Source organism: Enterobacter sp. DVT3837 (assembly GCF_056238685.1).
This window is the reverse complement of record NZ_JBWDLA010000004.1, coordinates 120,771-147,319: the sequence shown is the minus strand read 5'-3', so window position 1 is coordinate 147,319 and position 26,549 is coordinate 120,771. Positions and strand designations below refer to the sequence as shown.

Genomic DNA, 26,549 nt, shown 5'->3' with positions numbered 1-26,549 from the left:
GGCGGCCTGTTCTTATGGCGGCCGGGTGTTGTGTTATGTGGTGCATGCGTTATAATCCTTCACAGGCCACGCGCCTGCTTTTGGACCCCCTGATATCTGTGTCTTCCGCCAAGATGATGACAGATGTCGGGGGGTTTGTGCATTCAGGCTCCGGGAAATCCCGTTACCTGCTCCTGAACGTTTTACTGGACACGTCCTGTCCCTGTCTGTTTCCGGAAGTCCGCATTTCTTCCGTAAAACCATCTTTTGCCACCCGCCTGCCTCACCACAAAGCAGTCAAACCGTCAGTTTGAGTTAGGACACAAAAGTAATCTGAATCAACAATCTGTCCCACCACAAGACGATCGCTGACGATCCGAATACTACCTTCTCATCAGTAACTTTTCCAGATGTTAGACCAGATAACAATCCATAGTTTTCATGCTAATTGTCCGGATGAGACTGCTAGCAAGCATCGCACGCAGTAAATTCAGGGCGTTGGGTTTGATTTGGTAGGCCAGAGCAAGGAAAATAATTTAGAGGAAGAGCTTTACCTAATAGTTGCAAGTTGACTCTTTCGTATGTTCACTGCACTTAAAAAACCGTATAGCTTTTGCTATACAGAATCCATATGATATGCTTGTAAAGCAATCGCTATACAAGGAGCGCACTCATGAAATCAGATGTTCAGCTCAACCTTAGAGCTAAAGAATCTCAAAGAGCACTTATTGATGCTGCAGCAGAGATTCTCCATAAATCACGCACGGACTTCATCCTGGAAATGGCATGTCAGGCTGCGGAGAATGTGATCCTCGATCGTCGCGTATTTAATTTTAACGATGAGCAGTATGCAGAGTTTATCGATATGCTCGATGCACCGGTTTCGGATGAGGCGGCTATTGATAAACTTCTGGCAAGGAAACCTCAGTGGGACGTGTAACAGCACCAGAACCATTATCCAGCTCCCATCAACTAGCAGAGTTCGTCAGTGGTGAGGCAGTACTTGATGACTGGCTTAAACAGAGGGGATTAAAAAACCAAGCTCTTGGTGCAGCACGAACGTTCGTCGTTTGTAAAAGAGACACTAAACAGGTTGTCGGTTTTTACTCTCTGGCCACCGGCAGCGTTAACCACGTGGAAGCAATGGGAAGCCTCAGGCGCAATATGCCAGATCCAATTCCCGTAATCATACTTGCTCGCCTGGCAGTTGATGTTTCATACCGTGGCCAAGGGCTCGGGGCCGATTTACTGCATGATGCAGTTCTGCGCTGTTACCGTGTAGCTGAGAATATTGGAGTCCGTGCGATTATGGTTCATGCACTGACTGAAGAAGCCAAAAACTTTTATCTTCACCATGGCTTTAAGGCATCACAAACTCAGGAACGGACATTGTTTTTAAAGTTACCACAGTGAGGTTTGAGGAAGAAAGGGGCTTGTTCGATATTTAAGATATTGATTTATAATGATTTTACCATTGAATTTAACATAATCTTTGTTATGCGAACCGGCTTTGTAACTGCAATATTCTGATGTCACTTTTAACCCATTTAGTGATGTCACTTTTTCTGGCATAAAGGATCCAATCCTCAGGCCATGGAGACATCAGGATGCTTGTGACCATGTCAGATAAAGAACTCAGCCGGATCAACGTCATTCAGTCAGTTGTTGATAAACGCATGCGCCGTCGTGATGCTGCTCATCAGCTTGCTCTGACCGAACGTCAGACACAGCGGTTAATGAACCGTTTTCGTGAGTCTGGTGCCGCAGGTCGGGCAAACCTTCGGCGTGGACACCCCGGTAATCACAGGCTTCCTGAGTCACTGAAGCTGCGTGTACTTTCTTTACTTCACGATAACTACAGCGACTTTGGACCAACGCTTGCCGCAGGAAAATTGCGCGAACGCCATAACATCACGGTGTCTGTTGAAACGCTCAGAAAATGGATGACGGCTGAGGACTCTGGGTCCCATACTCACGTCGCAGGCCACGTGTTCATCAACCCAGATACCGGCGTGACTGCCTCGGAGAACTTGTTCTGATCGATGGTTCCCCGCATGACTGGTTTGAAGGACGTGCCCCCAAATGCTGCCTGCTCGTCTTTATTGATGACGCGACTGGTCGCCTGATGCACCTTCGCTTTGGTGAGACTGAATCAGCCTTTGATTACATGATGGCCACCCGCGAGTATCTCGAGCAACACGGCAAGCCCCTTGCGTTCTACAGCGACAAGCACGGCATTTTCAGGGTCAATAATGGTGGTTCAACCACAACCGGTGTTACCCAGTTTGGCCGCGTGCTTTCTGAACTGGGGATCGAACTGATTTGTGCCAACAGTCCGCAGGCTAAAGGCCGCGTAGAGCGAGCAAATCAGACACTTCAGGATCGGCTTATCAAGGATATGTGTCTCGAGGGAATCAGCAGTATTGAAGCAGCCAACGCCTGGCTGGATACCTTCATTGCCGACTTCAATCGTCGCTTCGCTAGACCAGCAAAATACCCCAAAGATCTGCACCGAACCGTGGCTGAAAGCAACGAAGAGCTGGATGATATCTTTGCCTGGCAGGAACTGCGTAAGCTGTCTAAAACGCTGACATTCCGCTATGACAAAATGATATATCTGGTTGAACCTAGTGAAGAAAATACTCGCATCGCTGGCGAAAAAATAACAGTCTTCGACTATCCGGACGGCACGCTGGCATTCAAATACGGTTACCGTTCACTCAAATATCAGGTGTTCGACAAACTGGAATGTGTCGACCAGGGGCAAATCGTTGATAACAAGCGTCTTGGGGCTGTTCTGAAACTCGCTCAGGACAAGATGGACGAACTGGAGCGGGACGGGAAACGGGACCGTAGCAAGAAGATGCCTAAAAGGCGGGCACAGGCCCGGGTGCAGGAACAAGTAAGAGCTATCAATCCGGTGCTGGCAAACCCAGCGGAATTCAGGGCCAGCCTGAAACGTTAGTCCCCTGCTCTTTTTGGGCTTATGTAGCGAATTTAACCACCGCTATGTGATGAAGTGCAAACTTCTGAAAAGACGCCGGTTGGTTTTATGACTGGTAACGAAGCAAACCGGAACCATAGGTACCTGTGCACTCAACACCAATTCGCTTTAATGTCCCAAACGAGGTCATCCATGCCAGCATCTGCCGGTAACCTTGTCGTGTTGTGGAGAAATACTGAGTCCCAAGGACTTTATTGTTCTGATCTACGACAGCGGCAACGTGCAAATCTTTATGTGTATCCACGCCACCCACAACGGCAGCTTCGGTAACTTTATCAACCATGACAGAGCTCCTGTGAGGAAACAGAGTTGAATCTCCAGACAGATAACCCGGACAGGACAGTAACGAGACAAGCCGTCAGGCCCTTCTTGAGTCACGCGCATCGGTGAGGAGATGCCTCGCATGAAGGCGCTTCCGGCAACCGACGGGTCCAGGGCAGGACACAAAAGGTCGATCGCTGTGTGAGTCAGGATGCGGGAAGGTCTTCACTGCATCAGTAATCACACCAATCTGGTTAAACGGCAAACTAAGTGGTGGTAAAGACTGACATCGGCATTATTACTATCGCTGTGGAACATCACCCCGACGGGCTTACCACGGGTTTCCCATGCCATTTCCAGTGCTTTCATGGTGAGCCTGCTGTCCGGCGAGAACGACATGGCCCAGCCCACTGGTTTTCTTGCGAACAGGTCGAGAACAACGGCGAGGTACGCCCAGCGCTTACCCGTCCAGATATAGGTCACATCACCGCACCACACCTGATTTGGTTCCGTTACGGCGAACTGTCGCTCAAGATGATTCGGGATAGCAACGTGCTCATGACCGCCACGCTTATACCGGTGAGTCGGCTGCTGGCAACTGACCAGCCCCAGCTCTTTCATGAGTCTGCCAGCAAGCCAGCGCCCCATCTGGTAGCCTCTCTGGGTTGCCATTGTGGCGATGCTTGTTGCTCCGGCAGAGCCGTGGCTGATGCCATGCAGTTCAAGTACCTGACTGCGTAATACAGCCCGTCTGCCGTCTGGCTTTTCAGGACGGTTTTTCCAGTATTTGTAGCTGCTGCGATGAACCCCGAACACATGGCAGAGAGTGGCCACAGGATAACGCGCCCTGAGTTTCCCGATTCACCCAACAGTTGATGATGGATCACAACGGCGTGTTTGGTGATTTCCTCAAAGAGATCCGCGACAACGGCGGCGTGCAGGTGCCGTTGATGAATCAGGCAGGCTTGCCGCCGGTTCTGTTGTCGTTTGATGGCTCCCCGGTCTATGACGATACCGCCGTGTTGAACCGCTGGATGGAGAACGAGGCGAACAATAATGGTCAGCGTACCGCGACCTTCTATAACCTGCTGCCACTGCACGACGGTAACCATTTCCCCGGCGTGCGCCAGACGGCGGATTATAAAATTCGCGCCCAGAAATTGTTTGATGAGCTGGATGCCTTCTTCACGCAACTGGAGAAATCCGGGCGTAAGGTGATGGTGGTGATGGTGCCGGAACATGGCGCGGCGCTGCAGGGCGACAAGATGCAGGTTTCCGGCCTGCGTGATATTCCAAGCCCATCAATTACCCACGTCCCAACGGCAATCAAGTTCTTTGGTATGAAGGCGCCGCATGAAGGGCCTGCGATTGAGATCAATCAACCGAGCAGCTTCCTGGCGATATCAGAACTGGTAACACGCGTGCTGGATGGCAAGATATTCACCGAAGATCGTGTGAACTGGGATCAGTTGACCAGCGGCCTGCCGCAGACAGCACCGGTTTCAGAAAATGCTAACGCCGTGGTGATTCAGTACCAGAATAAGCCGTATGTTCGGCTGAACGGCGGCGACTGGGTGCCCTATCCGCAGTAGGTTATTTCCCCTCGCCCTGGCCCTCTCCCCAAAGAGGAGAGGGGACCGTTCGTGCTCGCATTTTTGTGGGGATTCCTCACCCCTCAAGGGAGAGGGTGAGGAGACATCACCAGGAAAAGCGGAAAATTACTGTTGCTGCTGTGCCAGCCAGACCAACATTTTCAGACTGGCAGAATAATAATCATCCTGTGCGTTGATTTGCGGCTCGCCAGACGTTTGACCCATCGTCAAATCACGTACCGCCAGCAAACCGCCATTCATATTGTACGGGGCGGTATCGTTGGTTGTAACGTTCACCCAGGCCGGGGTGCGGCTACGATCATAACCCTGCCACCAGTTGCGCCACGGCGTCAGCAGCGAACTTTGCGGGTTCCACCATGAGAGATACAACGGAATACGAATGGCGTCGAAACTCATGCGCGGCGGCCACTCTTTAGCAGGGCTCAGTTTGCCATCCGCCGACAGTGATACCCAGTCGGTAGGCAAATGCGATTGACCCCAGCCCATTTTGCCAAGCAGTGTAGTGCTATCACGGATCAGATCATTCCAGACCACCAGATGGCTACGGTTGGCGAACGCTTTCCATGCCGGGAAGATAAAATAGGACGGGTTCAGGTTCACATAACTGTTGAGATTGAACCCCTTCGCCCCCGGCAGCATCACCCGATAACCCGCATAATTGATCACCGTATGTTTAATCATCGCCTGGGTAATGGCATCCGATGCGGTGGCATAGCTGTTATCATTCCAGCGCTGACTGGCTTTTAACAACGCCCATGCAATTAACGCATCGCCATCCGTTGCGTCATTCTTATCGGCAATCGGATCCGGCTCGACGGGATTAAAACGCCAGTAGAACAGACCATTGTCCTTGTTCCTGAGCGTCTTATCTGTCCATCCCCAGATGCGGTCAAACGCCGCTTTATCATTGCTGGCCACCGCCATCAGCATGGCGAAACCCTGGCCTTCCGTGTGAGAGACGTTTTTATTGCCGGTATCAACAATACGGCCATCCGTCATCAGAAAGCGCGCTTTGTACGCTTCCCAGGCCTGTCCCGCCTGTGAAAACGAGGAAAAAAGCACACTAACCATCATCACCATCATGGCGAAAACGCGTTTAAACATACTCAGACTCATTGTGGGTTAGCGTAGCGGAACACAACGTCCGATACGGAGTAAAGCCGTTCGCGGCTAAAAGCGAGATGCGATTGCCCGCCCTGTCCCTGCAGCCAACGGGAATAAAGCCCTTCCAGTATGGCGCAAAATGCGTAACACCAACGCGTCTGGCTGTTCTCATCCCGGGAGACCGGTAACCCCTGATGGCGGAACGATAATCCCTCTTCGCTGGCATCAATATCAATATAGCCCCAATTAAACTCCGCAAGCAGCGCGTTGATGTTGGTTTCGAGTTCGCCGATGGTTTGTGAGGCAGGCAGAGGAAAACGTTCCGCCAGCGATGCCCCCATCTGGCGCAAGAAGGGTTGGCTTTCCGCTTCCCCCACGTTTCTCACCATGCCATCAACCATTACCGACAGCAGGTCAAACCAACCGGCCGGCGTTTGCTGCCGTTGAAAATAAGACAGCAGTAAAGGATTAGCCGTACTCGACGTCATTATTTATCTCCCAACATATAGCGGAACCAGATCCCGGCAGTACTTTCGTTATAGTCGCCAAAGGTGTCGTAACCGACCCTACCGCCGACGGTCATGTTCTTGTTCAGGTTGTAATCAATCCCTGCCCGGAAGGTATAGCCAATCCCGTTTTGCGATTTGCTGCCGTACTGCGCTTCTTTTGCAAAACCAGTTTTCACGTAATCTGTTAAAGCGCTTTGCATTGCGGAGTCTGTCGGGAAGTAATTGCTAGCATCCTGGGTGTAGGATTGATACCCCACAGAGCCTCCAAGGCTAAGCTTCCAGTTGTCAATTTTCTGTGAAAAATCAACTGGCAATGACACGCTGACATAATTTTGGGGGCTAAAATAGCCGCCCTGCCCGAAAGTGAAGTAACTGAGGTTTTTCGAGAAATCCATCCAACTGACGCTTAAACCTGTTTGCAGTTGACGGAAATCATCATGCCATGGGCGCAGATAGACTCCGGCGTCTGCGTTCATACTGGTGTTGCTCGCCACATTTTCACCAATGTAACTGTAACCACCACCGCCAACGAAGAAGCCTGCGTCACCGTCGTCATAGCTTAATTGCACGGTACCGCCGTTTTTAGTCACCTGGCCCCAGGTTTTGCCTGAGTAAGCGTCTTTCAAACCAACATACGAGAGCAAACTATCAGTCACGGCGCGGCGCTCGCCGGTGAAGATCAATGAGAGGTAGTTAGATAACTTAGGTGACCATTTCACCCCACCGACCAGTGTATTCAGATCCTGGCCCAGCGGCGTGCTGCCAATATCCAGGCGATAGCTGTCACCGCTAAGCGCCATATTAAGCTCTACACCGTTCCCATTTTGCGAGTCTGTTGAAACATCGCCTGGCTGCGAGACGTCAGCCTTTAGTGAGGAACGGTTCAGATAGTTTCGTAGCGCCCCCCCCTCTGCGGCATTTAGCGCGGCAAGGTTCGTCAAACCTCTCGATGTGAATTGACCAAAATCGGCCGAAGAGACCTCGCTAAGCCCATCCAATGCAGCGGCAGCCGGATGCAACACCAAATATTGCGCTTTCTGATCTGCTGTCATGCTCGCCAGCGAATTGATCTCATTATTGATTGTCGATGCTAAATTTGATGCCGCATTCGCCAGCGGGTTCGAGCCATAGCGTCGCCAGGCATCGCCAGAAGCACTCCCGGCACTCAGGGTGATCGGCGTGGCGGTAAACTCGAAGCGCGACTCACCAAACGGCGAACTTGACCAGGTCAGCGGCGTTTTGGCTTCGGTCAGTTTACTGGTGCCCGACTCACCGTCACGGCCACGGATATCGACCTCGCCCTGCAACCACATCCCTTTCTTCTCATCAAGCTCCTGCATCATGTTATCAACCTGACGCAGCGTGCGGCTTTGCGCGGTCTCGACCGGCAAATCGGTACGGGTTGTGCCCGGTAAACTGCTCCCCGGCTCACGAGCCACTTGCGCGACCTGCCACGGCAGAATAGTGCCGTACAACGCCTGTGGAGAACTCGACTGCGGCGGCGTTTTACTGGTGGTAGTAAACGGATTATCTGCCAACAGTATGCCGCCAATCGTCGGCGTAGCGGCGCTATTAGACGACTCCAGCCCCACCAGCTTGCCGCGTGCGCTACGTAAGTAGGTCATCGCCTGCTGGTGGTTGCCTTTTGCCTCTTCCAGACGCGCCAGCAACAGCATGCGTTCCGGTGAGCTGTCGCTACGCAGACCGCTGGCAAGGGTAGTAGCTTTCTGCACGTTATTCTCGGACAGCGCAACGTCGATAGCCCCCACACGTGCCGCCTGATCCTCGGTATCACGGGTCATCAGGTAGTCATAGAGCACGCCCGCTTCTTTGTTCATTTTGCCTGTCTGGTACAGACGGCCCATGGCGAACATCAAATCGGTGTTTTGCGGGTCGCTTTGCAGCGCACGGATCAGCTTGTCATACGCCGCGGCGTAGTTGCCCTCTTCACGCAGTTTGTCGGCTTCATTAATCACGTAGCCATTGCGGATCCCCGCAAGCTGAGCAGGCGTACTGCGCGCCTGTAGCTCCGGGTTCGACATCAGGGTTTGCGCTTCCTGAGTAAGCCCCGCCTGGTTCAGTACCGCTATCTGATCGGCATAATCCCCGGCGTTGCCTTCTACGCCATCTTTAATACTGTTGCGCACCAGCGATACGGCGGTGGTGATGTCACCCGAACGGGCAAGCATCCGCGCCAGTTTCCCTGCATCGACCGGGCTTTTCGGCGGCTGACTGGCCAGCGCTTTCAGCGTATTGGACGCCGCGGTCATGTTCCCTTGTGAAAGGTAACGTTCTGCCGTCGCCATTTGCAGGTTGTAATTCACACTTTCCGCCAGATCGCGCATCTGGCTATTACGGCTGGACGGCGGAATACGCGCCAGCAGAGAGTTGGCCTGCTGCCAGGCCCCGCTTTCGCTGGCATAGAGCGCAGCGGCGTACAGTGAATTGCTGTTAGCACCATCGCGACCCGCCGGGATCATCACCGTGGCCGCTTCACCTTCCTGCCCGGATTTTTGCAGCAGGCGGGCAAGGTCAAGACGCAACCACGGATCATCCGGCACGCGGGCAACGCCCTGGCGCAGTACCGAAATCGCCTGGTCAGTATTACCGGCCTGGACCAGTTGCTGTGCCTGACGGCGAATCGGATCGCCAGGCGCCCCCGCGACCACACGCGGCTGCAGTTTTTCCTGCAGGCTGGCGGGTAAAGTGCGCAGCATCGCCTGCGCTTCTTCCGTTTTATTCTGGTCGCGCAGGACGTAATAGAGGTTTTCCCTTGCCGGGGCGTTCTGCGGCTGCTCGTTGAGAAGACCTCGCAGGGTCTGTTCGGCCTGCGAAAAGTCTTTGTTCTGCCGCAGTACAGAAGCACGGAACAGTTTTCCTGCCGTGCCACGCTCCCCGCTCTCTTGTGCCAGCGGGGCCGAAAGCGCCAGCGCCTGGCTAATATTACCCTCTTTCAATGCCTGCTGAGCCTGGGCGAGCTGACCGTAAAACGCCGCGTCTGCGGCCTGATTTTTACGCTCATCAGAAGCATCCCCGCCCTGACTGGCTGCCCGATTCAGATACTGTGCCGCCGCTTTGTAATCACCGCTACGCTGGGCGATGTAGCCCATCCCGGCAAGGGCGTCAGCATCGTTAGGGTTGGTTTGCAGCACCTGCTCAAATTTGTTTTTTGCCGCACTGTTATCACCGCTGTTCAGCGCGGTATAGCCCGCGCCTTTCGCCGCGCCGCCGACATTTTTACGGTAATAGTTTTGGACATCAGTATCCTGCGGATGCCGCTGTAGCCAGGTGTCGTAGAAGCGCTCATCGCCTGCCTGCGGCCCCAGCCATAACAGCGCCTGACGCAACCCGTCATCGGCCTCTTTACTGCCGCTGGCCATCGGTTCGAGCAACAAAATGCCGTCGCGGCGTGTCTCTTCACGCCAGGTCAGGATTTTGCCGAGTGCAATGCGCGCCGAGGTATCCTGCGGGTTATGCATCACGAAATTTTTCAGTTGCGACACGGCCTGCGGATAAAGAGTTTTATCTCCCGCCATCGTCTGGTAGTACTCAGGGGCGAGGCTGGGTGGCGGCGTATCGCCGTTAAACATGCTGCGCCAGGTCGCCAGCGCCGCCGGTACGTTACCGCTGCGCGCCTGCTGGCGGGCAAGGCTCAATTGCCCCTGCGGAACCTGCGTCAGTTGTTTGGCATTATCCAGCGCCTGCAACCCCGGATCGTCAGGAGAAACCTGCGCCAGCCGCGAACGCCACTGGGACGAGACTTGCAGATCGCCATTTTGCTGCGCCCATAACGCCATCAGGTACATCGCCTGGGTGTTATTGGCATCCACCATCAACACTTTACGCAGCGACTCCATCGCCAGGTCATCGTGGGATTTCTCATGCCAGTAATTCGCCTGGTCAAATAAGGCTTTGAGCGCGGCATCATTCGCGGCGGCATGGGCCAGCCCTGGTATACCGAAAGTGAGCACGCTGGACAGGCACAGCGTCGTCAAACGGCGGGCGGTTTTTATCATCATTCTTGTCACCCTCTTATTTGCGGTTGTCCAAATCCAGACGTCGTTTCGCGCGGTTTCTCAGCCAGACAAAGAGCACCGAGCCAACGATACAACCAAATAGCAGCCCTAAAATCGCCAGCAGCGCCGAGTGCTGATTTGCATACCAAATCACCCGCATTTGCGTTGGCATCTCGCCACTCGGGAACTGCTCACCCACGCGGAAGCTGCGCACGCCGTTCTCATTGGTGATCACCGCTGCGTCGCCACGGATCCCGGCGTTAATTTTCGCTGAGGCGAGGTCACCGTGCAGACGTGAGAGCTGCTCGTCATTGCTGCCGATAGCCAGTACCACCAGACGATCGTTATTCCACGGTGAACGGAAGCTGACAAACCCGCGCCAAGCTTCGTTGGAGGAGAAGTAGCGGTCGGCTTCCAGCCCGTCTGATGCCCAGTCCCCTGCTATCCAGCGTTTGATACGCTCCCAGGTCGTTGGCTCACGTACGCCCAACGTCGAGTCGTGCATCACAAACGGCGAGGTATTGAGGATCGCGCGGTTAAAGTCATGCTGATCCAGGCCCGTGACCGCCAGCACATCGCGGTCGTTTAGCAGTTCAACACCCGCCCTGCCAGTGGGTACGCCGAGCAACACGCGGTTGCGGCCCAGCGCCGTTCCCGTCGCGTTACCGGAACGTGCCGCCATATCTAAAAGCGTGGCAATCTGCGTTTCAGTCGGTTTTTCCGGCAGCATCAGCACCGTTTCCGAATAATCCGCAAGCCGGGTGAACGGGAAGGACGCGCCCACAAAATAAGAGAGGTTCGGCAACAGCGCGAAGTGACGCGTATGGCTGAGATCAATCCACGAGTCGTCTTCGATACGGCTCTTAATGTTATTGTTCAGCAGCACGCTACACGGGGCGCTCGCCTTGGGTTGAATGTTGAAGTACAGCGAGAGCTGGTTGTCGCCATAGATCATGTACGGCTCCAGCGGCATATCAAACTTCTCCTGGCGCGCATCACCGCCAAGCTTATGCCACAACGTTTCCAGCGCCCCCTGCTTATTCACCGGCAGGTTATGCAGGAAAGTATCGTTCATGGTCATGCTGAGCCACGAACGGTCTTCATCAATCCAGCTTTCCGTCGGGAAACGGTAACCAATGTGCAGAGGAATCGTTTCGCCATCCCACAGGAACAGATCCGGTGCCGCACGGAATGCTACGCGCAACGCATCGTGCCACAGCCCCGTGGTGGTCAGGCTCTGATCTTTACGGATCAGTTCTGACAGTTTTACCGGACGATCGGTAGGGATCCAGCGCGGCGCATCGTAAGGTTTACTCGCCGGGATCGTTTGGGTGGTGACATCCACCGACGGCGTCTGCATGGCGAAATTGCCACGGGTTAAACGCCATGCCGCCGCACGCAGGCTGGCATCATCTTTACCCACCACCAGCAGCAGCTTATAAACCGGGTTTGCCGGGTTATCGACCACTTTGAGTAGCGGCTGCTCGGTAGCCGGCAGCGTCAGGCCACCAATTTGCTCGCCCGGATGACCAATCAGGATGCCGTTCTTTTCCGGCAAGCGGTCATGATAGGCGGCAAACGACACGCCACGGTAGTCTGCCTGGATCCCCATCCACGATGAGATCAGCGCACTGGCGCTTAAGGTATCGCCACTGAGCTTCGCCGGGAAAGCCATGGCGATCGCCGCCGGGGTCATTTGCATGCTGTCAAAGAACGGGCGCGGGAAGTGGCTTAAATCAGCGCCAATGTCCAGTTGCTGCCCTTCCAGCTCGAAACGGGAATCCGCCATGATGGTGACGCGATATTTATCGCTCAGGTCGCGCTGGCACTGCATGGCATCGCCATCGTTGATTTTAAAGCTCAGGTTGTTGCTCGACACCATCAGTGCGGAGGGAATATCCAACTGATAACGCGCGGTGTCGCTGTCGGTCACGGTCAGCGGTACCGTCCCCAGCGGCTGACCATTTAGCATCAACTGCATGGTGGCATTGCGCGCCACCATCGCGGGCGACACTTTCAGGTTCAGTTCAAGGCGCGCCGTGGTAATCACCTGGTCCACGGGCAGGGTAAAGGAGGCGCCCCCCTGGAACTGACCACCCGTCAGGGAAATCCCTTCCGGGAAACCCATCTGCGCGAGACTGATGCTGTTAACCACCGAAGGAATAAATACCGGTGCGCCCGGCGGCGGCACGGGTGGCGTCTCCGCCGGCTCGTTTAATTTCAGTAGCGACTCGATGGAGGTGTCTTCGGCATGCAGCGGCATCATAAAAAGTGCGCCGACCAGCACAGCCAGTGTTGTCAGACGTTTCATGCGTTGCCCTCCTCCTGGGAAGCGGCCTGGTCCTGGCTGGCGCGCAAACGGCGATTTTCTCGACGGTCTTTCCAGGTCAGCCAGAAGAGGTCAAACACACAACGCATAATGGTTCCCAACGAACGGAACGGGTTGTCCTGAGGTTTCGGTGGGTGAATCCATGCATCCGCACGGGAGAGCACCACGCGCACCAGTTCACGACGGCGGGCGAGCGGGATGTCTTCAAACATCAGACGAATCGATTCTTCATCCGTGGCGATGGTTTTTACCGGAATGAGGATCGCGCCGGATTGCAGCAGCAGCTCAATCTCTTCAATCTCATCATCGAGATGGCGATCATCCGGTGCCACAATACGGCAGCCGCCCATCGACAGGTCAGCGGTATGGCTGCGCGACACCACGCCGCTGGCATGGTGGAGCAGTACCGGGATTTCCGCATCAATACGAATGGTTTTGCGCGTCTGTCGGGTTTCGCGCGCAACGGCAATCGCGGCCAACAGAAAGATCAGACTGTACAACCCCCAACCGACGTTTAGGGCGATAACGCGCGGATCCACGCCAAAGTAGTCATGAGCACAGGCGCGAACGATACCGGCAATCACTCCGGCCGCCAGCAGCAGGGCGATAATCAAATGCGGGCGCACCACGCTAAAATCAAAGTACCCCACGTCCAGCAGCGCACCCTTGTCGGTCACGTTGAATTTGCCGCGTTTCGGGAAAAACATCGTCACCACAGTCGGCAATGCAATGTGGAAGGCCAGCACCAGGTCGTAGATCTCCCCCCAGAAGCTATAGCGATGCCGCCCGTTCATGCGCGAGTTGACGTAAATCGCGAGGAACAGATGCGGGAGCGCATAGGCGAAAACCAGGCTCGCTGAGGAGTGAATGATGTTCAGGTTAAACAACAGATAGGCCAGCGGCGCGGTCAAAAACGCAATACGCGGCAGCGCGAACTGGTAGTAAAGCATGGCGCTCAGATAGCACAGGCGCTGTTGGATAGTCAGGCCGCGACCAAACAGCGGGTTATCCAGACGGAAAATCTGCGTCATCCCACGCGCCCAGCGGGTACGCTGGATAACGTGCAGCACCAGACGTTCAGTCGCCAGACCGGCAGCCAGTGGGATATCCAGGAATGCCGAGCCCCAACCACGGCGCTGCAACTTGAGTGCGGTGTGAGCATCTTCGGTAACGGTTTCTACGGCAAAACCGCCAATCTCTTCCAGCGCGCTACGGCGAATCACCGCACAGGAGCCGCAAAAAAAGGTGGCGTTCCAGTTGTCGTTGCCCTGCTGAATCGGTCCGTAGAACAGCGACCCTTCGTTAGGGATGTTACGTCCAACGGAGAGGTTACGCTCGAACGGGTCCGGCGAGTAGAAATAGTGCGGTGTCTGCACCAGCGCCAGTTTCGGATCTTTCAGGAAACCACCCACCGTCGCCTGCAGGAAGATGCGTGTCGCAACGTGGTCGCAGTCGAACACGGTAATCAACTCACCCTGCGTCAGCTTCATGGCGTGGTTGAGGTTACCGGCTTTGGCGTGATTGTTGTCGTTACGCGTGATGTACCCGACGCCAACGTCTGCGGCAAAAACAGCAAACTCGCGGCGTTTGCCGTCATCCAGCAGGTAGATATTCATCTTATCGCTAGGATAATCAATGCATTGCGCCGCCAGCACCGTATCACGCACCACATCCAGTGGTTCGTTATAGGTAGGAATATAGACATCCACCGTCGGCCACTGGGTCATATCATCCGGCAGCGGCACAATTTCGCGTTTTAACGGCCAGACCGTCTGCAGATAGCTCAGCAGCAACATGACCCAGACGTAGACCTCCGCCAGAAACAGCCCCATCCCAAGAATGGTTTCAATTTCGGAATTAAAATGCAGGGTTTGCGTCAGGCGGAAATACATATAGCGCGTCGATAATAAAATCGACATGACCACCATAATGACAGACACACTGCGTTTTTTGCTAAACCCCATTAAAAACAGCACACCGATACTGAGCAGACCAAAAATATACTGTTTCTGGCTGTCCATAGGCGTAATGATGACCAGCAGCGCAACAGGTAGCATTGCCAGTACCAGCAAAACATAAAGGAACTTTTTCATAGGTTGCCCTGCGCGAATTAGAAGCCAGACATTTTCGGTTTACTGTGAACCGTGCCGTCTCCGATTTTTACGCCTAAGATTCCGGCGACTCTTTTTGCAATGAGTTCGATATCGAATGCAGCGGCGGATGCAGGACTAAAGTCGAAAACCGACTGCTGCGAGGCATTCGCTTCTATGACGCTTTCATCACGATGAATAACGCCTAAAAGTTGATTACCTAATTTCTGTTCCATAAATGCGGTGACATCCCGGCTGACCTGACGACGGTTGTCGCTCTGGTTGAGCACGAAGTAATGGCCCGCTTTTCGATTGAGGACATCCCCGGTCAGACGGTGATTTTCAACGTGAGGCAACAGGGAAAGAGAGGCGGTATCTGCCTGCATGATGACCAGATGCAGATCGGCCAGGCGCGACATGGCTTTCAATGCAGCAGAGGGACCGGGAGGAAAATCGGCCACAATGATCAGGCCCGGATAATTCAGCAACGTGTTGAGGCCACGAATTAGAAAATGTTCGTCATTCGTCAGACGTTCTTCAAATACCAGGCGTTGATCTTCGCTGGCTTCGCCATAAGGCAACACAAAGATATTCCCGCCTGCGGTCAATACGAACTGACTCCAGTCCGAGGACTCGGCTGATTTGGCGACATAACCGCGCTCGTCAGACAGCGGCACGCCAAAGTGCAGACGCAGTGCGTTCTGCACGTCAAAATCCAGCGCCAGGACCTTACTGCCAGAACGCGCAAGGGCGTAAGCCAGATTAGCCGTGAGCGTCGTTTTCCCAACACCACCCTTCGGTGAACAAACACAAATCAACGGCATGAAGCGATCCTTTCTAGCAAAGATTGTAAAGGTTGGTTTTTTTCTACGGTGGGTTTTGCTTCTGGCGCTTTCGTTGCAAACAGCCGGGAATAATCAGCAGGCGCTGTCGCAGACGGAGCAGGTGCGGTGGTGGTCGTTGGTACAACCGGGTTAGCCGCCGGTTGGGCAGAAGGCGCAACGGGTGCCGCCGATTGCGATGCAAGTTGTCCGGCAACTTCACGGAAAATAGACGGGGCGGTCACCGCCGGTAAGTCTGTGTCGACAGGAGGAAGAACGCTTTCGGTGCTGGTTTCGGTGCTGGTTTCGGCGCTTTCAATACTGTCGATAGTATCGATACTTTCGACGCGCTCATGACGTTCGTCGCTCGCGAAGACATCCGGGGCGACAGCCTGCGGTTGCGGCAGCGAAACGTGACCACCCATCGCCAGTTTAGACTCCTCTGTTGCAGGAGCTAGCTGATTCATGATCGCCCAACTTCCATGGTCAGGAGAGAGGTTCTGCGCCGACAGATCCTTGAATTCGTATTTTTGGTTGCGGGTCTTATCCTTAAACCTCTGCAAATCATCATAATGGTTCATAGCTATACTCATGATTTACAAAATAAACTATATACCCACCACCTACATAACCTGAGCGATCAGTTATTGGTAGATTCGTTTTATAATTAGGCTGCTCGCCTGTTGTGTGGGTACGTAGATGCTTTGGACACCAGTGCTAACACGCTGTTTATTTCTAGCAAATATATAAATTTCACCTGTACACATGCTATCTTTTTTTTCCCTAAAAATCATTAAAGTAGTTAATGGCTTTGTTGAATAAATAAGATTTCGTGCGAACGACCCTGTAGCTGGCTGGATTTTCAGGCAATACGCACGCTTTCTGGCATCCCAGCCTTTGTCATCCTGTTCAACGCACGCACCATGGCCATAGCTTCCGCTACCTGACCATCGTAGTCACGCAGCGTCAGTGAATCTCCCAACAACTGCTTCATTCTGTACATTGCCGTTTCCGCTATCGAGCGACGGTTATATTCCGTTGTCCATTTCCACCGTGCATTGCTTCCGCTCAGCCGCTGATTAGCAACGGCACGGTTGCGGTCTGCGTACTCACCGGGCCAGTAACCTGCTCCTTTTCGGGGAGGAATAAGCGCGCTGATTTTTTTGCGGCGCAGTTCATCGTGACAGAGCCGGGTATCGTAAGCCCCGTCTGCCGCGGCTGCCCTGATTTTTCTGTGAGTCTGCCGGATAAGGCCCGGGAAGGCTTCTGAGTCCGTGACGTTATTCAGCGACAGGTCTGCACAGACAACTTCATGTGTGTTGCTGTCAACAGCAAGATGCAACTTTCGCCAGATACGACGGCGCTCTTTGCCGTGCTTTCTGACTTTCCATTCGCCTTCACCAAAGACCTTCAGCCCGGTGGAATCAATCACCAGGTGTGCGATTTCACCCCGGGTGGACGTTTTGAAACTGACATTAACCGACTTTGCCCGCTTACTGACACTGGTGTAATCCGGGCAGCGCAACGGAACGTTCATCAGGGCAAAAATGGAATCAATAAAACCCTGCGCAGCCCGCAGGGTCAGCCGGAATACGCGTTTAATCACCAGAACGGTGGTGATGGCGAGATCAGAATAGCGCTGGGGCCTTCCTCGTGATGAAGGCGTTGCCGACTCATACCAGGCCTGAATCGCCTCATCATCCAGCCAGAAAGTGAGGGAGCCACGGTTGGGTAATGACTCCAACTTACTGATAGTGTTTTATGTTCAGATAATGCCCGATGACCTTGTCATGCAGCTCCACCGATTTTGAGAACGACAGTGACTTCCGTCCCAGCCTTGCCAGATGTTGTCTCAGATTCAGGTTATGCCGCTCAATTCGCTGAGTGTAACGCTTGCTGATTACGTGCAGCTTTCCCTTCAGGCGGGATTCATACAGCGGCCAGCCATCCGTCATCCATACCACGACCTCAAAGGCCGACAGCAGGCTCAGAAGACGCTCCAGTGTGGCCAGAGTGCGTTCACCGAAGACGTGCGCCACAACCGTCCTCCGTATCCTGTCATACGCGTAAAACAGCCAGCGCTGACGTGATTTAGCACCGACGTAGCCCCACTGTTCGTCCATTTCCGCGCAGACGATGACGTCACTGCCCGGCTGTATGCGCGAGGTTACCGACTGCGGCCTGAGTTTTTTAAGTGACGTAAAATCGTGTTGAGGCCAACGCCCATAATGCGGGCGGTTGCCCGGCATCCAACACCATTCATGGCCATATCAATGATTTTCTGGTGCGTACCGGGTTGAGAAGCGGTGTAAGTGAACTGCAGTTGCCATGTTTTACGGCAGTGAGAGCAGAGATAGCGCTGATGTCCGGCAGTACTTTTACCGTTACGCACCACGCCTTCAGTAGCTGAGCAGGAGGGACAACTGATGGAGATGGAAGCCACGGGAGCACCTCAAAAACACCATCGTACACTAAATCAGTAAGTTGGCACCATTACCGGATAATCTTAATAATAAAGCAGACGCGCGCAGCAGTTTACTTTTGCAAAAAGCCCTCACTAACCGGCAGGAAAAGATACGCACAAATTTAATGGATAATGCCGACTGGGGCGAAGCGTATAATAATTTGCACAAGCAGGTGAATGTTAAATGGGCATGGGACAGCCAGAACCTTGGTGAATCGCTTTACACGAATTACCAGTATGAAGGCGTATTTGTTTTGTCTCCCGCCGGGGAGACGCGTTATAGCGTCATTGAAGGAAATCTTGTCAGCCAGCCTTTCGAGAAATGGCTTAACCGGAACATCACCAAAGAACTTTTTAACGACCTCTCACAAAGCCAGGGTAAAGCCGTCTCACGCCTTATGATGACCAACGGGCAACTCACCTTACTGGCGGCGGCCCGGATCACGTCGGGAGACGATGAAAGCATCACGCCGGTGGCGGAAGATGCCTCGGTACTGATTTTCGCCGACGTGTTAACGCCCGTTAAACTGGAGAAAATGGGCAACGAATACGGCATTCATAATGCGCATACGTTCGGCAGAATGGAGCCACACCTGAAAGCCGACTACCGGGAAGCTCAGCTTATTTTACCCATTGATAATGGCGATGTTCTGATTGAGTGGCGAAGCGACGATCCGGGCAGAGCGCTGATGAACCGGGAGCTGCCGTTAATCATCATTCTGATGTTATCGACCATTGCATTTACCTGGTTGATGCGGCGTGGTGCGTTAATCAAAGCGCAAATTAATGACGAAAATGTTTTCCTGCTTGAGCAAAGCCGACAAGCGCTTACGGCAAGTGAACGACGCTTTCGCGACGTCATTGAAGCCACCACCGACTGGATTTGGGAAGCGGACAGCGAGGCACGGCTAACGTGGTTATCCGACCGTTTTTCCGGCGTTACCGGTCATCATTCTGACGACTGGCTTGGGCGGAACATGTTGGATTTCATCCACAGCGACAAAATCCTTTTTCATCACTGGCTGCTGAATCCGCAGACGAGCAGTAATTACACGCTCAAAAAGGCCCGCTATTTCTCAGCTCAGGGCCATCAGCGTTACTGCAATGTGGTGGCGAAGCGCGCCATTATGGATGATGGTTCTATGGGCTTTCGCGGTACGATGACCGATGTCACTCTGGAAGTGGAGGCGCAGGAGCGTGCCGAGTATTTATCGCGGCATGATGAATTAACCGGCCTACCAAACTGGGTCAGAATGAAAGAGTTTCTGGAAAGTGAGCTGCGTTCTTTACCCGATCCGGATCATCCCCTGGCCATGATCAGCCTCGACCTGGATAAATTCAAACCGGTAAATGATTTATTCGGCCACAATGCGGGCGATGCGTTACTCAATGAAGTCGCCAGCCGGTTGCGGTCCTGTACCCGTAAAATCGATCTGGTTGCCCGGCAGGGCGGAGATGAGTTTATCCTTATTCTGCCGGATATTTATGTGCGTAAAGACATAGAGACGCTCTGCCAGCGCATTGCCAGTGAAATAAGCCGGCCTTTTATCGTTAACGGCAATGAAGTGTATATCAGCGTGAGTATGGGGATTGCACTGGCGCCTCAGGATGCAATGAACGCCAGCGATCTGATTCGGTTATCCGATATCGCATTGTATAAAGCGAAAAATACCGGTCGCAATAACTGGGTGTTTTACGAACCCAACATGGGCGAGTACTTAATTCAGCGCCGGGAAATGGAAAAAGAGTTTCGTGAAGCGTTATGCACAGACCAGTTTCAGCTGGTTTATCAGCCCCGTTACGACATTAAAACCTCGCGTATCGCTGCTGTCGAAGCACTGGTTCGCTGGCAGCATCCGCGTCTCGGTTTACTGATGCCGGATCAGTTCATCCCGCTTGCGGAAGAGACGGGCCTGATCGTTGCCATGAGTGATGTGGTGCTGGAGAAAGCCTGTAAAGATATGGTGCATCTCTCGCCCGATTTGGTTATTTCGGTCAATATTTCGGCGGTGGAGTTTAATACCCGTGGCCTGGCGAAACGGGTAAAGGCTGCGCTGCAAAAATCGGGGCTTAAACCGTCCCGGCTGGAGTTAGAAATTACCGAAAACGTGACGATTTCCAATCCGGATATCACGCTGGAAACCATGAAGCAGCTGAAGGATATCGGCGTACGCTTTTTGATTGATGACTTTGGAACCGGCTACTCGGCATTAAGCTATCTGAAACGCTTCCCGTTCGACGGAATAAAGCTGGATAAATCTTTTGTGTTCGCCATGGAGGAATCGGAAAACGCCAAAATCATCGTTGAGAATATTATCGGCCTTGGCAAAGCCTATTCGCTGGCTGTCACCGCTGAAGGCGTGGAAACGGCGGAGCAGTTGAAAAGGCTTAAACATTATCACTGTGACGAGGCGCAAGGGTATTTCATCGGGAAGCCTGTCGCGCTTGATGTGTTAAATTTAGAGGCACTGTTGCAAAGTTAGCGATGAGGCAGCCTTTTGTCTTATTCAAAGGCCTTACATTTCAAAAACTCTGCTTACCAGGCGCATTTCGCCCAGGGGATCACCATAATAAAATGCTGAGGCCTGGCCTTTGCGTAGTGCACGCATCACCTCAATACCTTTGATGGTGGCGTAAGCCGTCTTCATGGATTTAAATCCCAGCGTGGCGCCGATTATCCGTTTCAGTTTGCCATGATCGCATTCAATCACGTTGTTCCGGTACTTAATCTGTCGGTGTTCAACGTCAGACGGGCACCGGCCTTCGCGTTTGAGCAGAGCAAGCGCGCGACCATAGGCGGGCGCTTTATCCGTGTTGATGAATCGCGGGATCTGCCACTTCTTCACGTTGTTGAGGATTTTACCCAGAAACCGGTATGCAGCTTTGCTGTTACGACGGGAGGAGAGATAAAAATCGACAGTGCGGCCCCGGCTGTCGACGGCCCGGTACAGATACGCCCAGCGGCCATTGACCTTCACGTAGGTTTCATCCATGTGCCACGGGCAAAGATCGGAAGGGTTACGCCAGTACCAGCGCAGCCGTTTTTCCATTTCAGGCGCATAACGCTGAACCCAGCGGTAAATCGTGGAGTGATCGACATTCACTCCGCGTTCAGCCAGCATCTCCTGCAGCTCACGGTAACTGATGGGCTTTGTTGAATAAATCAGATTTCGGGTAAGTCTCCCCCGTAGCGGGTTGTGTTTTCAGGCAATACGCACGCTTTCAGGTATACCTGCTTTCGTCATTTTGTTCAGCGCTCGTACCAGGGCCATAGCCTCCGCAACCTGACCATCGTAGTCACGCAGCGTCAGTGAACCCCCGAACAGCTGTTTTACCCGGTACATCGCCGTTTCCGCTATCGAGCGACGGTTGTAATCTGTTGTCCATTTCCACCGCGCATTACTCCCGGTCATTCGCTGATTAGCCACTGCACGGTTACGGTCTGCATATTCACCGGGCCAGTAACCCGCACCTTTTCGGGGAGGGATAAGCGCGCTGATTTTCTTACGCCGCAGTTCATCGTGACATAGCCGGGTATCGTAAGCGCCATCGGCGGCGGCTGACCTGATTTTCCGGTGGGTTTGCCGGATTAACCCGGGGAAGGCCTCTGAGTCCGTAACGTTGTTCAGCGACAGGTCAGCGCAGATGATTTCATGTGTTTTACTGTCAACGGCGAGATGCAGCTTACGCCAGATACGGCGGCGTTCCTGGCCATGCTTTTTGACTTTCCACTCGCCTTCACCGAAGACCTTCAGCCCGGTGGAATCAATTACCAGGTGTGCGATTTCACCCCGGGTGGGCGTTTTGAAACTGACATTAACCGACTTTGCCCGCCTGCTGACACAGCTGTAATCCGGGCAGCGTAGCGGAACGTTCATCAGAGAAAAAATGGAATCAATAAAGCCCTGCGCAGCCCGCAGGGTCAGCCTGAATACGCGTTTAATGACCAGCACAGTAGTGATGGCAAGGTCAGAATAGCGCTGAGGTCTGCCTCGTGAAGAAGGTGTTGCTGACTCATACCAGGCCTGAATAGCTTCATCATCCAGCCAGAAAGTTATGGAGCCACGGTTGATGAGGGCTTTATTGTAGGTGGGCCAGTTGGTGATTTTGAACTTTTGCTTTGCCACGGAACGGTCTGCATTGTCGGGAAGATACGTGATCTGATCCTTCAACTCAGCAAAAGTTCGATTTATTCAACAAAGCCCAGGTATACCTAAAAGAGATATTGTTCGGATGGTATTCAGATCTTGCTTGGGGTATACGATTTGGTCAGTTTCTGTAGCTGAAGCACTCCGGTTTCATTTCAGCAGGTCTTAATCAAATTCAGTGTGCCATACATGCGGCACGAAAAAGTCTGGCATCAATGTGACCAGTTCTATCACCCACCACAGTCACTACAGTGGCCACACAGTTGGGGACCCAAAGGATGTTGTTTACCATTTTGCAATGGTTGACAGCTACCCGAAAGCAACTCCTCTTCGAGAGCGCTCAATTCCTCAGTTAATCGGGTTTGCAATTTTAGTTTGTTGAACCCATCCACACTGGGCGTAAGTGTATAGTTGTGATAACTGTCAACTTTTCTTCTCTCTTCTGTTCAGAATAAATTAATGTTCAGGCGTTATGATAAATAGATGTTATCGCCACCATGGCGCGGTCTTTACAGGAATAAATCTCACCATTTTTATATTTTCACCACAGTACCTCAAAATTTCATATACCAAAACTGAACTTGGCCGGGTAGTATTGGCTGCTTAGTATTAACTGTAGATGCTGTTATTAGGAGTTTCAGGTGCAGGTAAACAAACTTACGGATGATATTGATATTAGTTCTCATGAGCGTTTCCTCGCGGCCCGTAAAAGCACATGGGTTAGTGTGCTTGTTAATTGTTTTCTGACATCCGGGCAAGTGATTACTGGCGTATTTTCCGGATCTCAGGGGCTTATTGCGGATGGTATCCATTCTCTGTCTGATTTAGTTTCAGACTTTGTGGTGCTTATTGCTAATCATAAAAGTAAAAAAAATCCCGATGATGACCATCACTACGGGCATCATCGTTATGAAAATGGTGCATCATTAATTCTGGGGACAATTTTATTCATTGTTGGCATCGGGATGTTATGGTCAGCAGCAAATAAAATGCAACAACCAGATGATATTCCTCAGGTACATATTGTTGCTCTGTGGGTGGCCTTAGCCGCACTGGTTATCAAAGAGCTTCTTTTTCGCTATATGCTGGCAGTAGCAACCCGAGTAAAATCCACTATGCTGGTTGCCAATGCCTGGCATGCCCGCTCTGATGCCGCCTCATCTTTGGTGGTGGCTATTGGTATTATTGGTAGTTTATCAGGGTTTAAATTGCTTGATCCGGTAGCTGCACTGGTTGTGGGACTGATTGTGACCAGAATGGGATATTCATTTATGTCAGATTCGCTTCATGACTTGATGGACAGGGCCGTGGATATTGAAACTGAAAATAGTATAAAAACAACATTATTGTCCACGCCTGGGGTCGAAGGCATCCATGACCTCAAGACCAGAAAAATGGGGGACCTTGTTGTGGTTGATGTTCATCTGGAAATTGATGGTGATTTATCAGTGAAAGTAGGACATGACATTGCTGTTTTGGCCAGGAAATCAGTTTTAGATAATCATCATGTTTTAAATGTTATGACACATGTTGACCCTTATTTTAAAGGTGATAATAGTCCTGGTTGCGGGGGCAAATAATCCTGAAAAATAATATGAATGCTGCTGTTTTTTGAGAAGATTGGGAAGGGATTATTTTTTTGCGCAATATTACCCCTTCTGACTGTGAAAACGAGAGTAAACAATATGGAGGCTATTATGAGAAAAATTATGCGTACTGTTGTGATAGGAGCCACCCTTCTTTTATCCCCCTGTGTAATGGCTGGTTCTGACGGTGTTGAACATGCCATGAAGATGATGAATAAAAGCTACCGCGCAGCACTTAAGGAGGAGGACGTTACATCCTTCAGGAAAGATATGCGGGAACTGAAAGCAACAGCAGAGTCCATCCTGAACAGCCCTGTAGAAGGGTATGACAGGGAAACGTATGTTGCAGGCATGTCACTTCTAATTGATGAGGTAACTGCCGTTGAAAGTACCGCTGAGAAGGAAGGTCTTGACGCCGGGAAAATTGCAGCACAGAAACTAGGCAGTCTGATGAGAAAATACCACAATAAACTAGGTGTTGACTGAGACCGGGAATTATTCGGTGAAGGTAGATATGCTGGAAAGATATCCCTGAACTGACATGATACACGTGCCTGTAATCAAGCAGATAGCTATGCACTGGTGAGGAAATTTCACAACGTTATCTTATCTGCAAAATACATATAAAAATGTTGGGGTAACTGAATCGCCACGGATAATCTAGACACTTCCGAGCCGTTGATAATACTGGTTTTCATATTCTGTCGGTGACATCTGATCGCTAGAACCATGCCGACGCTTACTGTTATAAAACATTTCGATGTAATCAAAAATATCACTGCGGGCTTCTTCCCGCGTTCCGTAGATCTTTTTCTTTATCCGTTCGCGTTTCAACAACTGGAAAAAGCTTTCTGCGACCGCATTATCATGGCAGTTACCGCGACGGCTCATGCTGCCCTCCAGGCCGTGTGATTTCAGGAACGACTGCCACTCATGGCTTGTGTACTGACTGCCCTGATCCGAATGAACCAGCACCTGTTTTTGGGGATTACGCCGCCATACAGCCATCAGCAGTGCGTTCAGGACAATGTCCTTTGTCATCCGGGATTGCATGGACCAGCCGATAATTTTGCGTGAGAACAGATCAACAACCACAGCAAGATACAGCCAGCCTTCGTGGGTCCTGATATAGGTTATGTCGGTTACCCAACGCTCATCCGGAGCATCCGGATTGAACTGTCGCTGGAGCCTGTTGGGCGACACGATACTGGCCTCGCCTTTACGTGCCCGCGGGCTCTGGTATCCGACCTGAGCCTTTATCCCGACACGTTTCATCAGTCGCCAGACTCTGTTGACTCCGCACTGTTGCCCGCTGTCCCGCAGATCCAGATGGATCTTGCGATAACCATAGACGCATCCCGATTCCAGCCAGAACTGTTTAATCTGTCCTGTCAGTCTCAGGTCTGCCCGATGGCGTTGTGAATGCGGCTGCTGAAGCCAGGCGTAAAAGCCACTGGGATGAACATCCAGCACCCGACAGAGCAGGCGAACAGGCCAGCAACGGGCGTTGTCACGGATAAAGGCGTACCTCAGTCGGACAGTTTTGCGAAGTACGCCGCGGCTTTTTTTAATATGTCCCGTTCGTCAGTAACCCGCTTCAGCTCTTTCTGGAGACGGCGGATCTCGGTCTGAGCATCTGACTGTTCTTTATGAGTGGAGGAATCCGGACCGTACTTCTTTATCCAGGCGTAAAGGCTGTGGGTGGTGATATCGAGACGTGTTGCCACGCTGGAAACAGAATAACCACGATCAACAACCTGTTTGACTGCTTCAGTTTTAAACTCTTCGGGATAACGCTTACCGCTCATGGGCACCTCTCTTTAAGCCATCTTAAATGACTCTGAGGTGTCTGTTAAACCCGTGGCGATTCAAACGGTGGTAACATACCAAGGGCTGCAATAACCATAGCTATGCAACATAACCCCATTCCGAGCAAGACACTTTGTGTGGCGATACGCATGGAAAGTCTGGCTATTTGTCTGGCATCAACCAATCGGTCTAACTGATCTGTCAGCAGTACGATATCAGCACTTTCTGCTGCCGCAGCGGTTCCCCTTGCCCCCATTGCGACTCCGACCCCAGCTGCTGCAAGTGCCGGGGCATCATTTACCCCGTCACCAACCATCATCGTGCAAAAAGAGTCTGAGGCATCTAATATATGCGCCAGTTTCATCTCCGGAGTCAGTTCAGCCAGAACACGATCGACACCAAGGCCTGTACCAATACTGTCCGCCACTTCCTGCCTGTCCCCTGTCAGCATAACTATCTCGCGCACACCGGCTTTTCGCAACATGCGCAAAGCTCTTGGTGTTTCCAGCCGTAACTGATCAGAGAGCAATAGCCAGCCGACCAACTCCGCATCAATTGCGATCGCAACTACCGTCACATTTTCAATGAACAAGCGCTGACGTGCGGACTCAAACCAGCTACCACTTCTGGCGTGGCTCAGAACAAAATCCAATGTACCAATACATACTTGCTGATCGTTGATTTTTTGTCATTTTTAGAAGGCGACTGCACGAAATATCAGGAGTCGCTTTCACTACCCTTGAACACTCTGGAGCGGGCAGCGCCAGTCCCTGTCAGCCTTTGGCGTGGCTCGGTGCCCTGTCCACCGAGCCGGCA

18 protein-coding genes and 4 pseudogenes are annotated in these 26,549 nt (G+C 52.4%); 7 read left to right on the top strand and 15 right to left on the bottom strand.

Going from position 1 to position 26,549, the window contains the following annotated elements:
* Window positions 1-652: 652 nt before the first annotated feature.
* The 3 genes and pseudogenes from AC0XWG_RS25195 to AC0XWG_RS25185 all read left to right on the top strand — a co-directional run bounded on the left by AC0XWG_RS25195 (window position 653) and on the right by AC0XWG_RS25185 (window position 2,944).
* Window positions 653-919 (top strand): type II toxin-antitoxin system TacA family antitoxin, encoded by a 267-nt coding sequence (locus tag AC0XWG_RS25195; protein WP_007869691.1) that lies wholly within the window; start codon window positions 653-655, stop codon window positions 917-919.
* Complete coding sequence (locus AC0XWG_RS25190; protein ID WP_013087269.1) at window positions 907-1,392, top strand: GNAT family N-acetyltransferase; 486 nt, start codon at window positions 907-909, stop codon at window positions 1,390-1,392. Before AC0XWG_RS25195 ends, AC0XWG_RS25190 begins: the two co-directional genes overlap by 13 nt.
* Window positions 1,393-1,598: 206 nt before the next feature.
* A pseudogene (locus tag AC0XWG_RS25185) lies at window positions 1,599-2,944 on the top strand (ISNCY family transposase).
* A 94-nt stretch (window positions 2,945-3,038) separates the two neighbouring features.
* Here the strand turns inward: AC0XWG_RS25185 and AC0XWG_RS25180 are convergent.
* Together AC0XWG_RS25180 and AC0XWG_RS25175 are read right to left on the bottom strand one after the other, a co-directional pair.
* Window positions 3,039-3,266: pseudogene (locus tag AC0XWG_RS25180) on the bottom strand (IS110 family transposase); the annotation flags it as partial.
* 272 nt (window positions 3,267-3,538) lie between these two features.
* Window positions 3,539-4,105: pseudogene (locus AC0XWG_RS25175) on the bottom strand (IS3 family transposase); the annotation flags it as partial.
* Between AC0XWG_RS25175 and bcsG the strand changes: the two are divergent.
* Window positions 4,105-4,836, top strand: a pseudogene (gene bcsG / locus AC0XWG_RS25170) (cellulose biosynthesis protein BcsG); the annotation flags it as partial. The pseudogenes AC0XWG_RS25175 and bcsG sit on opposite strands and share 1 nt — an antisense overlap.
* A gap of 126 nt (window positions 4,837-4,962) precedes the next feature.
* Here bcsG and AC0XWG_RS25165 read toward each other — a convergent pair.
* The 9 genes from AC0XWG_RS25165 to AC0XWG_RS25125 form a co-directional block, all read right to left on the bottom strand.
* Window positions 4,963-5,961 carry a family 8 glycosyl hydrolase gene (locus AC0XWG_RS25165; protein WP_025760133.1) on the bottom strand — a complete coding sequence of 333 codons (999 nt, stop codon included), beginning with the start codon at window positions 5,959-5,961 and terminating at the stop codon, window positions 4,963-4,965.
* A gap of 8 nt (window positions 5,962-5,969) precedes the next feature.
* Entirely contained in the window at window positions 5,970-6,449 is a 480-nt protein-coding gene (gene bcsD / locus AC0XWG_RS25160) for a cellulose biosynthesis protein BcsD (protein ID WP_025760132.1), read from the bottom strand.
* A complete protein-coding gene (locus tag AC0XWG_RS25155; RefSeq protein ID WP_475681166.1) occupies window positions 6,449-10,489 on the bottom strand; it encodes a cellulose biosynthesis protein BcsC in 4,041 nt (1,346 codons plus the stop codon). Before AC0XWG_RS25155 ends, bcsD begins: the two co-directional genes overlap by 1 nt.
* A 13-nt stretch (window positions 10,490-10,502) precedes the next feature.
* Window positions 10,503-12,797, bottom strand: a complete 2,295-nt coding sequence (bcsB, locus tag AC0XWG_RS25150) for a cellulose biosynthesis cyclic di-GMP-binding regulatory protein BcsB (RefSeq protein WP_047028231.1) — start codon at window positions 12,795-12,797, stop codon at window positions 10,503-10,505.
* The gene (bcsA, locus tag AC0XWG_RS25145; RefSeq protein ID WP_025760129.1) at window positions 12,794-14,908 is read right to left on the bottom strand and encodes a UDP-forming cellulose synthase catalytic subunit; all 2,115 of its coding nucleotides are present in this window, start codon (window positions 14,906-14,908) and stop codon (window positions 12,794-12,796) included. Before bcsA ends, bcsB begins: the two co-directional genes overlap by 4 nt.
* A gap of 17 nt (window positions 14,909-14,925) precedes the next feature.
* Window positions 14,926-15,729: a cellulose biosynthesis protein BcsQ gene (gene bcsQ / locus AC0XWG_RS25140; protein WP_025760128.1), complete on the bottom strand. Its 804-nt coding sequence runs from the start codon at window positions 15,727-15,729 to the stop codon at window positions 14,926-14,928.
* Window positions 15,720-16,307 (bottom strand): cellulose biosynthesis protein BcsO, encoded by a 588-nt coding sequence (bcsO, locus tag AC0XWG_RS25135; protein ID WP_047028230.1) that lies wholly within the window; start codon window positions 16,305-16,307, stop codon window positions 15,720-15,722. The genes bcsQ and bcsO overlap by 10 nt, the downstream gene beginning before the upstream one ends.
* A 281-nt stretch (window positions 16,308-16,588) precedes the next feature.
* A complete protein-coding gene (locus AC0XWG_RS25130) occupies window positions 16,589-17,470 on the bottom strand; it encodes an IS5 family transposase (RefSeq protein ID WP_475681165.1) in 882 nt (293 codons plus the stop codon).
* A 1-nt stretch (window position 17,471) separates the two neighbouring features.
* A protein-coding gene (locus AC0XWG_RS25125) for an IS1 family transposase (protein WP_223216367.1) occupies window positions 17,472-18,169 on the bottom strand; the annotation gives its coding sequence in 2 pieces (ribosomal slippage) (window positions 17,472-17,920 and window positions 17,920-18,169; 699 coding nt in all).
* Between the two features lie 41 nt (window positions 18,170-18,210).
* Between AC0XWG_RS25125 and AC0XWG_RS25120 the strand changes: the two genes are divergently transcribed.
* Entirely contained in the window at window positions 18,211-20,673 is a 2,463-nt protein-coding gene (locus AC0XWG_RS25120) for a bifunctional diguanylate cyclase/phosphodiesterase (protein WP_475681164.1), read from the top strand.
* A gap of 33 nt (window positions 20,674-20,706) precedes the next feature.
* Here AC0XWG_RS25120 and AC0XWG_RS25115 read toward each other — a convergent pair whose 3' ends face one another.
* Window positions 20,707-21,357, bottom strand: a complete 651-nt coding sequence (locus tag AC0XWG_RS25115) for an IS6 family transposase (RefSeq protein WP_317579756.1) — start codon at window positions 21,355-21,357, stop codon at window positions 20,707-20,709.
* Window positions 21,358-21,393: 36 nt separating this feature from the next.
* Window positions 21,394-22,362 carry an IS5-like element IS903B family transposase gene (locus AC0XWG_RS25110; RefSeq protein WP_013087110.1) on the bottom strand — a complete coding sequence of 323 codons (969 nt, stop codon included), beginning with the start codon at window positions 22,360-22,362 and terminating at the stop codon, window positions 21,394-21,396.
* 617 nt (window positions 22,363-22,979) lie between these two features.
* Between AC0XWG_RS25110 and AC0XWG_RS25105 the strand changes: the two genes are divergently transcribed.
* Together AC0XWG_RS25105 and AC0XWG_RS25100 are read left to right on the top strand one after the other, a co-directional pair.
* A complete protein-coding gene (locus tag AC0XWG_RS25105; RefSeq protein WP_001198019.1) occupies window positions 22,980-23,918 on the top strand; it encodes a cation diffusion facilitator family transporter in 939 nt (312 codons plus the stop codon).
* A gap of 117 nt (window positions 23,919-24,035) precedes the next feature.
* The gene (locus AC0XWG_RS25100; RefSeq protein WP_013096889.1) at window positions 24,036-24,410 is read left to right on the top strand and encodes a cytochrome b562; all 375 of its coding nucleotides are present in this window, start codon (window positions 24,036-24,038) and stop codon (window positions 24,408-24,410) included.
* Between the two features lie 174 nt (window positions 24,411-24,584).
* On the opposite strand, the gene AC0XWG_RS25095 is transcribed toward AC0XWG_RS25100, so the two are convergent.
* Together AC0XWG_RS25095 and AC0XWG_RS25090 are read right to left on the bottom strand one after the other, a co-directional pair.
* Window positions 24,585-25,732 (bottom strand): IS3 family transposase gene (locus AC0XWG_RS25095; RefSeq protein WP_475681163.1). Its coding sequence is split into 2 segments (ribosomal slippage): window positions 24,585-25,495 and window positions 25,495-25,732, totalling 1,149 coding nucleotides; the frame shifts between segments, so codons are not numbered across the junction.
* A gap of 44 nt (window positions 25,733-25,776) precedes the next feature.
* Complete coding sequence (locus AC0XWG_RS25090; protein ID WP_475681169.1) at window positions 25,777-26,415, bottom strand: HAD-IC family P-type ATPase; 639 nt, start codon at window positions 26,413-26,415, stop codon at window positions 25,777-25,779.
* Window positions 26,416-26,549: the final 134 nt, after the last annotated feature.

Excerpts from the sequence above, each read along its gene's own strand:
- bcsQ (WP_025760128.1), bottom strand. The coding sequence starts at position 15,729 with ATGCCGTTGATTTGTGTTTGTTCACCGAAGGGTGGTGTTGGGAAAACG.
- AC0XWG_RS25195 (WP_007869691.1), top strand. The coding sequence starts at position 653 with ATGAAATCAGATGTTCAGCTCAACCTTAGAGCTAAAGAATCTCAAAGA.
- AC0XWG_RS25155 (WP_475681166.1), bottom strand. The coding sequence starts at position 10,489 with ATGATGATAAAAACCGCCCGCCGTTTGACGACGCTGTGCCTGTCCAGC.
- bcsO (WP_047028230.1), bottom strand. The coding sequence starts at position 16,307 with ATGAACCATTATGATGATTTGCAGAGGTTTAAGGATAAGACCCGCAAC.
- AC0XWG_RS25100 (WP_013096889.1), top strand. The coding sequence starts at position 24,036 with ATGAGAAAAATTATGCGTACTGTTGTGATAGGAGCCACCCTTCTTTTA.
- bcsA (WP_025760129.1), bottom strand. The coding sequence starts at position 14,908 with ATGAAAAAGTTCCTTTATGTTTTGCTGGTACTGGCAATGCTACCTGTT.
- AC0XWG_RS25165 (WP_025760133.1), bottom strand. The coding sequence starts at position 5,961 with ATGTTTAAACGCGTTTTCGCCATGATGGTGATGATGGTTAGTGTGCTT.
- bcsB (WP_047028231.1), bottom strand. The coding sequence starts at position 12,797 with ATGAAACGTCTGACAACACTGGCTGTGCTGGTCGGCGCACTTTTTATG.
- bcsD (WP_025760132.1), bottom strand. The coding sequence starts at position 6,449 with ATGACGTCGAGTACGGCTAATCCTTTACTGCTGTCTTATTTTCAACGG.